The 15,478-nt window shown below is 67.6% G+C and carries 11 protein-coding genes; 5 read left to right on the forward strand and 6 right to left on the reverse strand.

Annotated elements, in window-relative coordinates; translation table 11 throughout:
• Positions 1 to 40: 40 nt before the first annotated feature.
• A complete protein-coding gene (locus ABDW59_RS12730) occupies positions 41 to 559 on the reverse strand; it encodes a thioesterase family protein (RefSeq protein WP_343630211.1) in 519 nt (172 codons plus the stop codon).
• A gap of 191 nt (positions 560 to 750) precedes the next feature.
• Between ABDW59_RS12730 and ABDW59_RS12735 the strand changes: the two genes are divergently transcribed.
• On the forward strand, positions 751 to 1,629 hold the full coding sequence (locus tag ABDW59_RS12735; protein ID WP_343630212.1) for a plasmid replication/partition related protein: 879 nt from the start codon (positions 751 to 753) through the stop codon (positions 1,627 to 1,629).
• A 41-nt stretch (positions 1,630 to 1,670) separates the two neighbouring features.
• Here ABDW59_RS12735 and ABDW59_RS12740 read toward each other — a convergent pair whose 3' ends face one another.
• Positions 1,671 to 1,991 (reverse strand): sodium/substrate symporter small subunit, encoded by a 321-nt coding sequence (locus tag ABDW59_RS12740; protein ID WP_343630213.1) that lies wholly within the window; start codon positions 1,989 to 1,991, stop codon positions 1,671 to 1,673.
• A 96-nt stretch (positions 1,992 to 2,087) separates the two neighbouring features.
• Here ABDW59_RS12740 and prfB point away from each other — a divergent pair.
• The 3 genes from prfB (at position 2,088) to ABDW59_RS12755 (ending at position 7,208) form a co-directional block, all read left to right on the forward strand.
• Positions 2,088 to 3,192 (forward strand): peptide chain release factor 2 gene (gene prfB, locus ABDW59_RS12745; protein ID WP_343630214.1). Its coding sequence is split into 2 segments (ribosomal slippage): positions 2,088 to 2,168 and positions 2,170 to 3,192, totalling 1,104 coding nucleotides; the frame shifts between segments, so codons are not numbered across the junction.
• A 162-nt stretch (positions 3,193 to 3,354) separates the two neighbouring features.
• Positions 3,355 to 6,093: an aminopeptidase N gene (gene pepN / locus ABDW59_RS12750; RefSeq protein WP_343630215.1), complete on the forward strand. Its 2,739-nt coding sequence runs from the start codon at positions 3,355 to 3,357 to the stop codon at positions 6,091 to 6,093.
• Between the two features lie 95 nt (positions 6,094 to 6,188).
• Positions 6,189 to 7,208 (forward strand): class 1 fructose-bisphosphatase, encoded by a 1,020-nt coding sequence (locus ABDW59_RS12755; RefSeq protein WP_343630216.1) that lies wholly within the window; start codon positions 6,189 to 6,191, stop codon positions 7,206 to 7,208.
• 187 nt (positions 7,209 to 7,395) lie between these two features.
• On the opposite strand, the gene ABDW59_RS12760 is transcribed toward ABDW59_RS12755, so the two are convergent.
• The 4 genes from ABDW59_RS12760 to ABDW59_RS12775 form a co-directional block, all read right to left on the reverse strand.
• Positions 7,396 to 10,110: a TonB-dependent receptor gene (locus ABDW59_RS12760; RefSeq protein WP_343630217.1), complete on the reverse strand. Its 2,715-nt coding sequence runs from the start codon at positions 10,108 to 10,110 to the stop codon at positions 7,396 to 7,398.
• Positions 10,111 to 10,287: 177 nt separating this feature from the next.
• Positions 10,288 to 11,517, reverse strand: a complete 1,230-nt coding sequence (locus ABDW59_RS12765) for an MFS transporter (protein WP_343630218.1) — start codon at positions 11,515 to 11,517, stop codon at positions 10,288 to 10,290.
• Positions 11,518 to 11,539: 22 nt separating this feature from the next.
• Positions 11,540 to 12,529, reverse strand: coding sequence for a carbohydrate kinase family protein (locus tag ABDW59_RS12770; protein ID WP_343630219.1), 990 nt, complete (start codon positions 12,527 to 12,529; stop codon positions 11,540 to 11,542).
• A gap of 116 nt (positions 12,530 to 12,645) precedes the next feature.
• Entirely contained in the window at positions 12,646 to 13,830 is a 1,185-nt protein-coding gene (locus ABDW59_RS12775) for an ROK family transcriptional regulator (protein ID WP_343630220.1), read from the reverse strand.
• 349 nt (positions 13,831 to 14,179) lie between these two features.
• Here ABDW59_RS12775 and ABDW59_RS12780 point away from each other — a divergent pair, with 349 nt between their 5' ends.
• Positions 14,180 to 15,355 (forward strand): hypothetical protein, encoded by a 1,176-nt coding sequence (locus tag ABDW59_RS12780; protein WP_343630221.1) that lies wholly within the window; start codon positions 14,180 to 14,182, stop codon positions 15,353 to 15,355.
• Positions 15,356 to 15,478 lie beyond the last annotated feature (123 nt).

The following is a 15,478-nucleotide window of genomic DNA, read 5'->3' on the forward strand; positions in this document are numbered from 1 at the left end:
GGGAGAGGGGTCTCCGCAGGTGCTCCAGCGATGGCCCTGCTCACCCCGCGGACACCACCGCCGCCTGATACGCCTCGATGAATTCAGCCGGCATCCGCTTCGGCCTCCCCCCGCTGATGTCGATGCACACGAGGTCCCACTTGCCCCGCATCACCGTCTGCCCATCGCCCGCCCGGCGCAGCTGAAAACGCCGCTCCATCGACAGCTTCCCGTCCCCCGCCGTCAGCCACGTCCCGAGCACCAGCGCCTCTCCCTCGAAGGAAGGCAGCAGATAGTCATACCCCCCATGCCGGATCGCCATCGCGCGGTCCAGCCGGCGGTAGTCCTCGATGTCCAAGCCCAAGGCCACCGAATGCGACCACCCCACCTGCTCGCACCAGCGCACGTAGACCGCGTTGTTGGTGTGATTGAGGCCGTCGATGTCCTCGGCGCGGGGGCTGACCGCGAGGCAGTGCGGTGTCGGGTAGTCCCAACCGTCGACGAGCACGTCGACGCCGGCAGCAGCAGCACCATCGCCCTGGGCTTCGGAGAGGGAAGGATCTGAAGGGGTCGCGCTCATCGCGGGCAATGTCCCGGAAATCGTGGAAATCCGACCCACGTGGTCGGGGTGCGCCAGCTTAGCGCCGCGGATTGGGCAGAATGCCGCCCTTTTCCGGCGACGTCCGTCGCCTGCGCGACCTGCGCCCGTTCACCGGGTCGCGGGCCGCGATCCGCTCCGCCCTACCCGCCCCCGCTGCTGCTGTCGTCCCCATGGAAAACATCATCGTCACCGAAGAACTCAAGGCCTACATCGATCCGCTGACCGAGGACGAGTACGCGTCGCTGGAGCGCAGCATCCTCGCCGAGGGCTGCCGCGACGCGCTGGTGCTGTGGGGCGACATCCTGATCGACGGCCACAACCGCCACAGCATCTGCACCAAGCACGGCCTGCCCTTCCAGACCATCCAGAACACGCGCTTCAAGTCGATGGAGGACGTGCACCTGTGGATGATCGACCAGCACCTGGGCCGCCGCAGCGTCTCCGACTTCCAACGCGGCGTGCTCGCGCTGCGCAAGAAGGAAATCATGGAAGCCCGCCGCCTGGCGGTCCTCGACGACCCGACGCCCGACGCGACCGCCGCCGCCGCCGGGTCGACCGCCAACGCCAGCGACGCCGTCGTCCCCGAAGCTCCGCCGCTCAAGAGCCGTGAAGCCATCGCCCGCGCCGCGCGCATCAGCAGCGCCACCGTCGGCCAGATCGAGAAGATCCAGAAGGCGGCCGCGCCGGAGCTGGTCGCCGCGGTGAAGTCGGGCGAGGTCTCCATCAGCGCCGCCGCCGTCATCGCCGAGCTGCCCGCCGAGGAGCAGGCCGCCGCCGCCGCGGGCGGCAAGAAGGAGCTGCGTCAGGCCGCCAAGCGGGTGCGCGAGTCCAAGGTCGGCAAGAAGGCCGCCGGCGACGCGGTCGCCGAGGCCGCGGTCGCCGTGCTGGACGTCCCCGTCAACGAGGACGGCGAGCTGGAGCAGGATCCCGCCGTCGCGCTGCTGCGCGCCCAGGTCAAGGCGCTGCAGGAAGAGAATGTCGCGCTGCGCGCCCAGGTCACGGACCTGCAAGGGCAACTGGCCGCCGCCAAGTTCGCGAACGCCGGCTGACCACCGGCTGACCTGCGCGGCCCCGATCCGGCCGCGCCGGATCAGAAGCCCGAGATCCGCCCGGCGCGCTCAGTTCGCTCGGGCTGGGCCGAGAGGTCGGGCGGCAGCTCCGCGGCCTCCGCCTCGCGCCGGTTCATCGCCCAGGCGTAGACCACCACGATCAGCACGTAGACGATCAGCGCGCCCTGCGAGCCGACCCAGAAGCTGAAGGGCCAGCCGAAGAGCTCGAAGGTCAGATCGCGGGCGAAGAAGGCCACCCCGAAGGTGACCGCCGCCCACATCGCCAGCAGGGCTGCCGTGAGGCGCCAGGTGCCGCGCAGAAAGCGCCTCGCGGCGCGGGAAACGGGAGTCTCGGAAGCCATGCCACCATTGTTGGGGAGGCTCCCTGTGGCGCCATGAGAAAATACCCGGTTTCGATCGCCCCTTCGGGTGGTCGCACCCTCGTCTAAGAACACACCATGGACATCGAGCAAATCAATGCGATCGGCAGCACGCTGACCGATCTGCAAGCGCGTACCGACGCGCTAAGGGGGTACCTTTGACTACGACCGCAAGTCCCTGCGGTTGAATGAAGTCAACGCGGCTCTCGAGAACCCCAACGTCTGGAACGATCCCAAGCGCGCTCAGGAACTGGGCAAAGAGAAGCGCACCCTGGACAAGGTCGTCGAGACCATCAATCACCTGACGTCGAATCTCTCCGACAACCTCGAGCTCTACGAGATGTCCAAGGAAGAGAACGACATCGCCGGCCTGCAGACCATCGAGGCCGACTCGGCCAAGCTGACGGAGCTGGTCGAGGAACTCGAGTTCCGCCGGATGTTCAACAACCCGGCCGACCCGAGCAACTGCTTCATCGACATCCAGGCCGGCGCCGGCGGCACCGAGGCCTGCGACTGGGCCGGCATGCTGCTGCGCCAGTACCTGAAGTACTGCGAGCGCAAGGGCTTCAAGGCCGAGGTCGAGGAACAGACCGACGACGAGGTCGCCGGCATCAAGAGCGCCACCATCAAGGTCGAGGGCGAGTACGCCTTCGGTCTGCTGCGCACCGAATCCGGCGTGCACCGCCTGGTCCGCAAGAGCCCCTTCGACTCCTCCGGCGGCCGCCACACCAGCTTCGCCTCGCTGTTCGTGTACCCGGAAGTGGATGACTCGATCGAGATCGACATCAACCCGTCGGACGTCCGCACCGACACCTATCGCGCGTCCGGCGCCGGCGGTCAGCACATCAACAAGACCGACTCGGCGGTGCGCCTGACCCACATCCCGACCGGCATCGTCGTGCAGTGCCAGGACGGCCGCAGCCAGCACAGCAACCGCGACGTCGCGTGGAAGCGGCTGCGCTCGCGCCTGTACGACCACGAGATGAAGAAGCGTCAGGCCGAGCAGCAGAAGCTCGAGGACAGCAAGACCGACGTGGGCTGGGGCCACCAGATCCGCTCGTACGTGCTGGACCAGAGCCGCATCAAGGACCTGCGCACCAACGTCGAAATCTCCAACACGCAGAAGGTGTTGGATGGCGATCTGGACGCATTCATCACGGCGTCCCTCAAACAGGGCGTCTAAGGACATGTGCCGCCCTACTGCGCGGCCCGACCTCGCGTCTGCGCTCCTCGCCGTACTCGGGTACGGCCCTGGTGCTCCACGCAATCTCGGGCCGCTCGCTACGGGCTTCCCATGCCCTTAACTCGCTAAGAGACAACTTCAATTCCCATAAGGAAGCCCGTCATGCGTGAAGGCACTGCCACCCTGGTCCGCCGCGAGGACTACGTCGCGCCGATCTTCTGGATCCGCACCGTCGACCTGTGCTTCGACCTCGATCCGGCCAAGACGCTGGTCGCCAGCAAGATGCGCCTGGAGCGCAATGCCGCGGTCGCCCACGGCCCGCTGCGCCTGCATGGCGAAGAGCTCAACCTGCTGCGCGTGCTGATCGACGGCGAGAGCGTCTCCTTCCGCCAGGAGGGCCACGAGCTGATCATCGACAACGTCCCCGACGCCGATTTCACGCTCGAGATCCGCAACACCTGCGCGCCCGAGAAGAACACCGCGCTGTCCGGCCTGTACACCTCCGGCGGCGGCTTCTTCTCCCAGTGCGAGGCCGAGGGCTTCCGCCGCATCACGTATTTCCTGGACCGCCCCGACGTGATGGCGGTCTACACGGTGACGATGCGCGCCGACAAGGCCAAGTACCCGGTGCTGCTGTCCAACGGCAATCTGCTGGAGACGGCCGAGCTGGACAACGGCCGCCATCTGGCCAAGTGGCACGACCCCTTCCCCAAACCCAGCTACCTCTTCGCGCTGGTCGCCGGCGACCTGGTCGCGCGTGAGCAGCGCGTCCGCACCCGCGGCGGCAAGGACCATCTGCTGCAGGTCTTCGTCCGTCAGGGCGACCTGGAGAAGACCGAGCATGCGATGAACTCGCTGATCGCCTCGGTCGTGTGGGATGAGGCGCGCTTCAACTTGCCGCTGGATCTGGAGCGCTTCATGGTAGTCGGCGTGTCCGACTTCAACATGGGCGCGATGGAGAACAAGGGGCTGAACATCTTCAACACCTCGGCGCTGCTGGCCTCGCCCGCGACCGCCACCGACGCGGACTTCCACCGCATCGAGTCCATCGTCGCGCACGAGTACTTCCACAACTGGACCGGCAACCGCGTCACCTGCCGCGACTGGTTCCAGCTGTCGCTCAAGGAAGGCCTGACGGTCTTCCGCGATCAGGAGTTCAGCCAGGACATGGCCGCGACGCCCAGCGCGCGCGCCGTCTGCCGCATCCAGGACGTGCGCGCGCTGCGCGCCGGCCAGTTCCCCGAGGACGCGGGCGCGATGGCTCACCCGGTGCGCCCGGACCAGTACGTCGAGATCAACAACTTCTACACCGCCACGGTCTACAACAAGGGCGCGGAAGTGGTGCGGATGTACCAGACCCTGGTCGGCCGCGACGGCTTCGGCAAGGGCATGTCGCTGTACTTCGAGCGCCACGACGGCCAGGCCGTGACCTGCGACGACTTCGCGCAGGCGATCGCCGACGCCAATCCCGGCTCCGCGCTGTCCACCCGTCTGGACGCGTTCAAGCGCTGGTACTCGCAGGCCGGCACGCCGCGTCTGCAGGCGCGCGGCCAGTACGACGCCGCCGCGCAGACCTACACGCTGACGCTGCAGCAGATGACGCCCGCCACGCCGGGCCAGGACGGCAAGCAGCCGCAGGTGATCCCGGTCGCGCTGGGCTTGCTGAGCCGCGAGGGTCAGGCCTTGCCGCTGATGCTGCAGGGCGAGGACGGCGCCGCGGGCGCCACCGAGACCGAGCGCGTCGTGGTGCTGGACGCGGCCGAGCAGCAGTTCGTGTTCATCAACGTCCCGAGCGAACCGGTCCCTTCGCTGCTGCGCGGCTTCTCCGCGCCGGTGGTGCTGGACGACGGCCTGGGCGATGCCGAGCTGCTGACGCTGCTCAAGCACGACAGCGACGCCTTCAACCGCTGGGAAGCCAGCCAGCGCCTGGCGCTGGCGCGCATCCTGGGCGCCGTGCGCGGCGGCCAGACGCTGACGCTGGACGCCGCCTACATCGACGCGATGCGCGCGGTCCTGCGCAACCCGGCGCTGGATCCCGCCTTCAAGGCGCTGGCGCTGCAACTGCCAGACGAGGCTTACATCGCCGAGCAGCTGGCCGAGGTCGATCCGCAAGCCATCCACGCCGCCGTCGAGGCCGCGCAGACGCAGCTCGCCGCCGCGCTGCAGGCCGACTGGATCTGGGCGTTCGAGGAGCACCAGATCGCCGGCGGCTACCAGCCCGATCCGGTCCAGAGCGGCAAGCGCGCGCTGGCCAATCTGGCGCTGTCCATGCTGGTCCTGAACGCGACGCGCAACGGCGACAGCGTCTGGCCGGGCCGCGCGTATCAGCGATTCAAGGACGCCGGCAACATGACCGACCGGCTGGGCGCGCTGGCCGCGTTGGTGCACGCGCAGGCCGAGCTGGCGGACAGCGCGCTGGCCCGCTTCCATGCGCAGTTCAAGGGCGACCCGCTGGTCACCGACAAGTGGTTTGCGCTGCAAGGCCGTGCCGCCGAGCATGAGGGCAAGACCTTCGCGCGGGTGAAGCAGCTGATGAAGCATCCCGACTTCACGCTCAAGAACCCGAACCGCGCGCGCAGCCTGATCTTCTCGCTGTGCATGTTCAACCCGGCGGCCTTCCATCGCGCCGACGCGGCGGGCTATGTCTTCTGGGCCGAGCAGGTGCTGGCGCTGGACGCGATCAATCCGCAGGTCGCCGGCCGTCTGGCGCGCGTGATGGACCGCTGGACCGCGCTGGCCCAGCCCTATCGCAGCGCCGCCCGCGAGGCCATCGCCCGCGTCGCCGCCAAGCCGGATCTGTCCAACGACGTGCGCGAGATCATCGAGCGCGCGCTCGCGCTGGATCCGCGCCCGGCCGCGGTGCCCGCCGACGCCGCGCCGGCCGAGGCCGCCCAGGGCTGACGAGACCGCTCGGCGATGGCCGCATGCCGTCGCCGGGCCCTCTCCTTGCCCGGGCCCGCGATCCCGCACCGAATTTCAACTTCCGGAGTTTTGTCATGAGTCGTCGCGTCAGCCTGACCCAATACCTCGTCGAGCAGCAGCGCCTGCACGGCCACATCCCGCAGCAGCTGCGTCTGTTGATCGAGGTCGTGGCCCGCGCCTGCAAGCGCATCGCCATCAGCGTCAACAAGGGCGCGCTGGGTGACGTGCTGGGCAGCGCCGGGTCCGAGAACGTCCAGGGCGAGGTCCAGAAGAAGCTGGACATCATCGCCAACGAGGTCCTGATCGAAGCCAACGAATGGGGCGGTCATCTGGCCGCCATGGCCTCGGAGGAGATGGACAGCATCTACCTAGTGCCCAACCGCTATCCGCAGGGCGAGTACCTGTTGATGTTCGATCCGCTGGACGGCTCCAGCAACATCGACGTCAACGTCTCGATCGGCACCATCTTCTCGGTGCTGAAGAAGGCCGAGGGCAGCAAGGGCGTCAGCGAGGACGACTTCCTGCAGCCCGGCACGCAGCAAGCGGTGGCGGGTTACTGCGTCTACGGTCCGCAGACCACGCTGGTGCTGACGGTGGGCGACGGCGTGGCGATGTTCACGCTGGACCGCGAGCAGGGCTCGTGGGTGCTGACCGCCGACGACGTGAAGATCCCCGCGGACACCAAGGAGTTCGCGATCAACATGTCCAACATGCGGCATTGGGACGAGCCGGTGAAGCGCTACATCGACGAGTGCCTGGCCGGCACGACGGGTCCGCGCGGCAAGGACTTCAACATGCGCTGGATCGCCTCGATGGTGGCGGACGTGCATCGCATCCTGACGCGCGGCGGCATCTTCATGTACCCCTGGGACAAGCGCGAGCCCAACAAGGCCGGCAAGCTGCGCCTGATGTACGAAGCCAACCCGATGGCCTTCCTCGTCGAGCAGGCCGGCGGCGCCGCCACCAACGGCAAGCAACGCATCATGGACCTGCAACCGACCAAGCTGCACGAGCGCGTGGCCGTGGTGCTGGGCTCCAAGAATGAAGTTGAACGGGTGACGCAATATCACCTGGATGCAGCGAAGGCGCCTTGATGCCAACTCGCTGAGCGGTGTCGGCGCCCCGGGCGCCGGACCGACAAGAACGAAGGCCGCTCGATGAGCGGCCTTCTGCATTTCCAGGATCACTGTTGCGGAGGTCGGCGACGCAGGGCTAGGTCTTGCCCCGCGTCACCTCATCCGCCGTGATGTCGTGATGCCGTGATCGACCCGATCAGGTCGATCAATAGTCGATCCCCACTCGCAGTCCAAACGTCCGCGGATCATTCCAATACCCCCGCACGAAGCCGCCGCCGTCCTGCGCGGAGTTCCGCGTCATCTTGTTGGTCGCGTTCAGCACGTACAGCTCCGCGCGCCAGCCCTTGGGCGAGGCCAGCTTCACGCTGGCATCCACCTTGGCGAAGCCCTTCTGCACGTCGCCGATGTGCGCGTTGTCCAGGTTGCGCAGCGTGAAGTACATCTTGTCCTGCCACTTCACGTTGACCCAAGGCGTCAGCTCCCACCCGTCGCCCAGCTGGAAGCTCTGCGCGAAGTTCACGCCGAAGCTGTACTTGGGCGACAGCGGCAGGTGGTTGCCGGTGATGTCGTAGATCTGGCGGCCGGCAAATTCACGGATCGGGCCGACGTAGGGATCCGGACAGGCCGGCGCGCCCATCTCCGCGCGCACGCCGCAGTTCCAGCTGTCGCTGAAGGACGGGTAGTCCTTGACCTTGCTGTTGATGTAGCTGAAGAAGGCCCCCACCCGCGCCCCCGTCCAGGGCTTGTAGTCGACCTCCAGCTCCAGCCCCGGAATGTTCACCACGCCGACGTTCACCGTCTGCCACTTGGTGACGATGTCGCAGGTCGGGTTGTCGTCCGGACAAGGGCCGTCGTGCTTGACCTTGGCGGCGAAGAAGTCGCCCGTGACCTGCATGTCCTTGTAGCGGCTGAAGAAGACCGTCGCCGACAGGCTCATGCGCTTGTTGAGCATCAGCCCCTTGTAGCCGAACTCCAGGTTGGTCACCGTCTCCGGCTTGTAGGGGAAGAAGGTGTAGTGCGGACCCGCCGGCCCGTCCACGCACTCCTTGCCGCCGCAGGCGTCGTCCTTGTCGCCGAAGCCGCCCGCCTTGTAGCCCGTGGCCAGCGAGGCGAAGACCATGTCCAGCGGCGTGAGCTGCTTCTTCAGGCCCAGGCGGTAGGTGAATTTCTTCCAGGTCTGCGAATGGTCGTTGCCCGCCGGCTCGCCCCACTGCGCGTAGGCGCCGGTGCCGGCGAAGGGCCCCATCTGCTCGGTCAGGTCGCGGCCGTTGTGCGGGCGGAAGCCCGGCGTCCCCGGCGTGCCCGGATCGAAGTGGCCGTTGTAATAGGCCGGCGTCGAGCCGTCCCAGCCCCCGTAGACCTTGCCGCCCTGGTCCGCCTTCTTGTCGCGGCTGAAGCGGCCGCCCAGCGTCGCCGTCCAGGTCGGCGCGAACTCCCAGTCCGCCTGCGCGAAGATGGCCTTCGCATCGATCTGCCGATCGGGCTGGTGGTAGTACTGGCTGGTCGCGAAGCCGTAGGGCGCGGTGACCAACTGCTCCTGCGCATAGTCGATCGCGTTCTTCTCGTGCATCCAGAACAGCCCCGTCACCAGCTGCAGCGTGTCGGTGTGGGCCTTGTACTGCAGCTCATGCACCTGCGACTTGTATTTGGAGCCCAGCGTGTACGAGCCCTCGTCCTTGATCGGCCAAGTGCCCCAGTCTCCGTCCGCGCCCACCGGTTGATGCACCGTCACCTGACGCGCGATCGGCTGATAACCCGCGTCGTCGTCCGACTGCTGCGAGCGGCGCTGATCCGCCAGCGCGAAGCCGTACTCCAGGCTGCTGTTGGGATTGATGTTCCAGACCAGGTTGGAGCGCAGCGTGCCGATGGACATGTCGGTCTTGCCCGGCACATTGATCTTCACGTCCCACTTGCCGCCGGTGCACGCGAAGGCCGTGCCCGCCGCCATGTCGCAGTCCTTCATCGCGACTTCGCCCGCGCCGTTGTTCTGGAAGCGCTCGTAGGCCAGCAGCCATTCGACGTCGCGTCCCAGCTTGAGCCGGCCCGCGATGCGCGCCGCCCACTCGTCGCGGTTGTAGTAGTAGCGGCCGCCCTTGACCAGCGCGTTGCGGCGCTGGTCGACATCGGGGATGCCGTCGGGCACGAAGCCGTTCTCCGGCACGTTGGCCTCGGTGAAGTCCTGCTGCTGATGGATCCAGCCGTCGCGCTTGATCTTCGTGATCGTCGCGCGCAGCGCCAGGCTGTCGTTCACCGCGAAGTTCTGGATCACGTTGACCTGGCGCTTGCGGAAGTTGCCGACGTCGACCTCCATGCTGCCGTAGGTCTCGCCGAACTCCGGCTTGGCCGGCAGGATGTTGATGCTGCCGCCCGTCGAGTTGCGACCGAACAGCGTGCCCTGCGGGCCGCGCAACACCTCGACCTGCTCGAGGTCGAACATCAGCGCCAGCGCGCCTTGCGGCCGCGGCGAGTACAGGCCGCCCACATGCAGGCCGACCGCGGGGTCGCCGATCTCGGTGAAGTTGGAGGAGCCGATGCCGCGGATGCTCACCTGCACGCCGGAGTCGGCGCCCGAGGAAATCTGCAGATTGGGCACCGTGCCCGACAGGCCGCGCACATCATGGATGCCTTCGCGGCTGAGCGCCTCCTGCGTGATCGCGGTGACCGCCACCGGCGTCTTGAGCAGGCTGGAGCTCACGCGCGTCGCGTTGATCATCACGGTGGGCAGCGCGTCCTTGTCCTGCGCCGCCTTGGCGTCCTTGGGCGCGTCCTTGGCGGCGTCCGACGCCGCGGCCTCGGCGGCCTTCGCCGGGGCCAGGTCTTGCGCGTGAGCCGCGCCGGCGCACGCCAGCCAGGCGGCCGCGGCGGCGGTCATGGTGCGGGTGAATGCGCCTCGGCGGGTCGCTGCATGGGGGGTTCTCATGGTCCTCTTCTCCTAAGGTTCTCTCTTGGTTTGTCTCTGCGATCTCTGCGATCTCTGCGATCTCTGCGATCTCTGCTGTCTCTGAGGTCTTGTCTTGGGGCCGTCGTGGCCGTGGGGCCGCCCTACAGGCGATGAGCGTCCCGGCCCGACCGGCCGCGGTACGCGAGATGACGGGATTCAGGCCTGCTGCCGGGGTTTGAGCTGCGCGATCAGGCGCGACAGCGGCACCGTCTCATTGCGCACCAGCGGCCGGGCCCAGCCGCTGATGGCGAGGATGTAGCCCAGGGTCAGGAACACCGCGCACATCGCGGCGCGCAGCCCGACGGCGTCGCCCAGCACGCCGACGATCATGGGCACGACCGCGCCGCCGAGGATGCCGGTGCACAGCACGCCGGAGAAGGCGCCGTGATGCCGCGGGACCGAGTTCAGCCCCAGCGAGAAGACCACCGAGAACATCACCGACAGGAAGAAGCCGCACAGCGGGAAGGCCCACAGCGCGACGCCGGCCGGACCGAAGAGCGCGAGCGCCGCGCATGCGATGGCCAGCACGGTGAAGCCGGCCAGCACCACGCGCGAGTCCAGCAGCTTCAGCAGCCCCAGTCCGAGCAGACAGCCCAGCGACATCAGGCCCCAGAAGCGGCCCACCGCATCGGCACCCTCCTCCGTCGCGGAGAAGTGGTGGTACGTGGCGAGGAACTGCGACATCCAGTTGGCCAACGTCTGCTCGGTGCCGACGTAGGCCATGACGCCGAGGAAGAAGAGCTTCACATCGCGGCGCGCGAGCAGCTCCTTGTAGGCGGCCCAGCCCCCGGCGCGCTCATCGTCCTTGAGCTCGACCTCGGGCAGCGGCAGCGTCTGGTTGGCCGCGATCAATAGGATGAAGCCCAGCGCGAAGATCCAGTAGAACGGCACCCACGCGAGACCGCCGCCCGCGTCCGGCCGCTCCATCAGCAGCTTGAAGCCGAAGGGACTGAGGAAGGACGCCAGGCCGAAGACCAGCTGCCCCATCACCGAGAAGAAGGCGAAGTGCGCCTCGCCGCCGGCCGTGCGCATCAGCGGATTGATGACGACCTGCAGCAGCGCCATGCCCAGGCCGATGACGAAGAGCCCGCCGATGGCCGTCGCATAACTGGGCATCAGCGCGATCGCCAGCGAGCCGACGAAGTTCAGCGCGAAGGCGACCAGGATGGTGGTGCGCGATCCCTTCGCCTCGACCAGCATCCCGCCCGGAATCGAGACCAGCCCGTAGGCCAGGAAGAAGGAGAAGGGCAGGAAGCCGGCCATGGCCAGGCTCAGCTTGAAGTCCTGGATGATGATCGGCATCAGCGGGCCGATCAGGTTGGTGACGAAGGAGATCACGAACCAGATCAGCAGGATGTAGCCGACGATCAATGCACGGTGCTTCATGGCGGGGCCTCGATGCGGACGTTCAGGCGACGCAGTCGGCAAACTCGCCGGCGCGGATGGTCTTGCGCGGGAAGCGCGCGAGGATGGCGGCCGCGGTGCGGCAACCGGCGGCCAGCGCTTCGGCCATGCCGGCCGCGCGCAACCGCGACGACAGATAGCCGGTGTTGAAGGCATCGCCGGCGCCGATGGTGTCGAAGATGTCGACCGGCTCGATCGCGTGCTCCACGCGGCGGCCGTTCTCCAGGCCCAGCGCGCCGCGCGCGCCGACCTTCACGATCAAGCAGGCCTCGGGCTTGAGCTCCGCGGCGATGCGTTGCAGCGCCAGCTCCAGGTCCTCGGTGGCGGCGATGCTGCGCGCCTCCAGGTCGTTGATCAGAAGGTGGTCGACGTGGCGCAGCCAGCGGCGCACTTCAGACAGCGTGCCGTCACGCCATCCCTCCGGCGGCCAACCGGTGTCCAGCGCGATGCGGTAGCCGCGCGCGGCGACCTCGGCCATCAGCGCCTCGTAGTCGGCGCGCAGCTCGGTCAGCAGAAAGGGCGCGGTGAAGAGCGCGATGGGGGCGGTGCCGTCGCGCGCGACGGGCCGGGCGCCCTGCCCGCCCACCGGCGGCAGATGCTGGAGCACATGCGCGGCGGACAAGCGTTGCAGATGGCCTTGCGTGGTGAAGAAGTTGCGATCGCCGCAGGCGTGCATCAGACCGACCGACATGGTGGTCTCGCAATCGCAGACCTCCAGGCTGGTGCGCAGTCCGGTGAACTGCTCGGCGAGCCAGTGACCAAGCTGGTCCTGCCCCACGGCGGAGATCAGATGGGCGCGTTGCCCGATGTGGCGCGCGGCCAGCGCCGAGTTGGCGCCGGAGCCGCCTGCACGCAATTCGCTGCGCGGCATCAGCAGCTCGGTGCCGATCGTGGGCCAACCGTCCAGCGACCCGAGCACCAGATCGACACCGGCATCGCCGACGATGTTCAGCGGAGAGAGGTCGGAGCGATCCGACAGGCGTTCTGTTTCCATGGGCGCCGACTATAGGAGCCCGAGAATCCACCCGTCAATAAATAAATCCAATGGTTTGAAGTATTTACCCTAGGTCGCGGCGCGGGCCCTGTCTCTCACTTCCGACCGGCTCAGGGTTAACGCTTGACCAGGGGCTTGTTGCCGAGCAGTTCGGCTGCATCGAGGGTCACGCGGCGGTCTTGCTGAAGGACTTCCAGACGCGGCGAGAGCATCTCGTAGATCGGCAGCACGGCCGCGCCCAGCAGCGAGGAATCGTCTTGGCGATCCGACAGCAGCAAGCGCGTGTGGGGGTCGGCGACGCCGCCGCGCACCGAGCGGTGCCAGGGCTGCGCGAGCCTCACCAGATGCTCGACCAGCACCTTGGGCGCGGAGCCGCCGATCACGATGGAGCGCGGATCCAGCATGTTCTCGATCATCGCGACCGCGTCGCGCAGGCGGTCGGCGGCCTCGCGGCACCAGGCGTGCAACGCCTGGTCGGCGGGGTTACGGAGCCGCTCGCCGATGTCCAGCATCCACACGTCGTGATCGGTGACGCCCAGCGCCTCGGCCAGCGAGTGCATGGACACGTAGCGCTCCAGGCAGCCGCGGTTACCGCAGTAGCAAGACCTGCCCCCGGGCACGATGGGCACATGGCCGATCTCGGTCGCGTTGCCGTTGGCGCCAGGATAGGCCGAGCGCCCCGTCACCAACGCGCCGCCCAGGCCCATGCCCAAGTGCAGATAGAAGAAGTCGTCCAGGTGGCGGGCGACGCCGAACAGCGTTTCGCCCAGCGCGCCGGCCACGCTATCGATGCGGTGGAACAGCGGCAGGCCGGTGGCCTCGCCCAATTCCTCGAGCACCGACAGGTCGCTCAGCCCTTCCAGTGCGGTCGGGCCGACGAAGCTGATCTCGGTGTGGCCCAGCGGGCCCGGCAGCGCGATGCCGATGCCCCAGAGCCGATCGGTCGATTCGCGGCGCAGGCGCGCGATCAACTGCAGCAGCGTCGCCAGCATCTTCTGGCGATCGGTGGTGTCGATGTCGACCTCGCAGCGGTGCTGGATCTCGCCGATCAGGTTGACCAGCGCGGCCGAGGCGCGGCCGGGCTCCAGGCTGATGCCGATGGAATGGCCCGCTTGCGGATTGAGCTCGAAGGCGATGGGCGGCTGGCCGCGCGACTTGTCCACCTTTTGCCGCCGCGACACGATCAGCCCGAACTCCTCCAGCTCGTTCGTGATGTTGGCCACCGTCTGCGGGCTCAGCGACACCATGTCCGCGATGTCCTTGCGCGAGGCGGCGCCTTGCTGGCGGATGAAATCCAGCACAACGCGGCGGTTGTACGGGGCACTGGACTGTTGGGTGGCTCCTCGGCCAATCGTTCTCATGCGGTGGGTGTCGGCGTTCGTTTCGCCCGGGATGGCGGGCGCTCCCCCGGTGTCAGGGCAGCGTTATACGCGTGCCGCGCCGACCCCGTGGTGCGGGACCGGTCCACCGGGCGCTCAGTGTAATCCCGCATCGGCGACATCTTTGATTACATCCAATGGTTTTAAATATTGACGGCGTTGCCGGACCTCTCCTACATTCGTCGCCGGCGAGCGGCTTGAAGCAGTCGCGCGGCTCGCAGGCTACGACCCCCCACGTGGCTACGGCCACACGACCTCAGAGAGGCAACCGATGCAACTTCCTCGACCTGATCTGCGTCGCTTCGCGCGTCGCGCGACGCTTCCGCTGCTCGCCGTTTCCACGCTGGCCGCCGCCTTCGCCGCAGCTTCCCCCGCCCTCGCGGCGGGCAACCGCGTCGCCGGCATGGCCGGCCCCAAGAGCGGCGCCAGCAGCGCCTACGTGCAGGATGGCTGGCTCTACACCAACACCCACACGGCCACCGGCGAGCCACTGGTCACCGCCACCAAGGCCGCGGCCGCGGCGGGCGTGATTCCGGTCGGCGACTCGCGCGTCTACGGCGCGGTCTTCGACAAGGGCCGCAAGCTGACGGTCAATCAATGGCAGGCCGTGCTCAGCATGGACGCTTACCCCGAGAACGGCACGACCAACTACCAGGAGGTCGGCCCCTGGCGCTACTGCGAGGTCGACTACGAGGCGGCCCAGGGCATCTCCGACTACCGCGGCAACACCTTCGGCCCGGTCGGCGTGACCACGGTGGGCGACTTCCCCGATTACTTCAAGAAGGCCTTCGCGCCCTACGTGCTGGGCAAAAGCAACGCGACCAACGCCGACATGCTGGCCTGGGGCGTGCAGGTGACCGGCGTGACGGCGGGCAACTTCAAGGCGGACGACACGGCGCTGGATCCGTATCCGTCCAGGAGCCGCTCCGACAAGACCAAGCGCGCGGCGCTGACCAAGATCTGCGGCGCGCTGCAATCGGCCTTCGACACGCAGCAGGACAAGTACGTGATGAGCCATTACGCGCACATCGACCAGGACAAGCTGGTCCCGGTGCTGAACGCGCTCAAGGGCATCGGCTTCACCGCCTTCGACCGCTACAACCTGGTGGGACTGGCCTTCCAGGTGCAGGTGAACACGGGCTCGATCGGCAGCATCTCGGCCTTCTCCTCGGTGAAGTCGGCGGGCAACTGCGGCAGCCTGAGCGCCGAGACCTGTTTCGCGACCTATCTGACGGACCAGTACATCCGCTGGCTGAAGTCTTCCAGCCTGGGCGACGATCCGGACAACTGCTGGCGCGCGAGCATGGCGCTGGACATCTACAAGAAGGACCCGACGATGGGCAGCGTCAGCGTGGTGAATCAGGTCATCAACGCGAGCTATCCCGGCAACAGCGGGAAATGCCCGACGTCAGGCATCAAGTGGTCGAAGAACATGTCGTGGCAGTGAGCCGCGGCGGCGCGCCGCGACCTGACGCGGCCTGCCCCTGATCCCTCAACCGATGCAATCGACCTTCGGGGCGCCGTTCGTGCGCGGCGCCCCGCCTTTTCTGCCCTCCCCGACATGAAGACA

The sequence above is a fragment of the Roseateles sp. genome (genome assembly GCF_039595295.1).
Taxonomy (GTDB): Bacteria; Pseudomonadota; Gammaproteobacteria; order Burkholderiales; family Burkholderiaceae_C; genus Roseateles.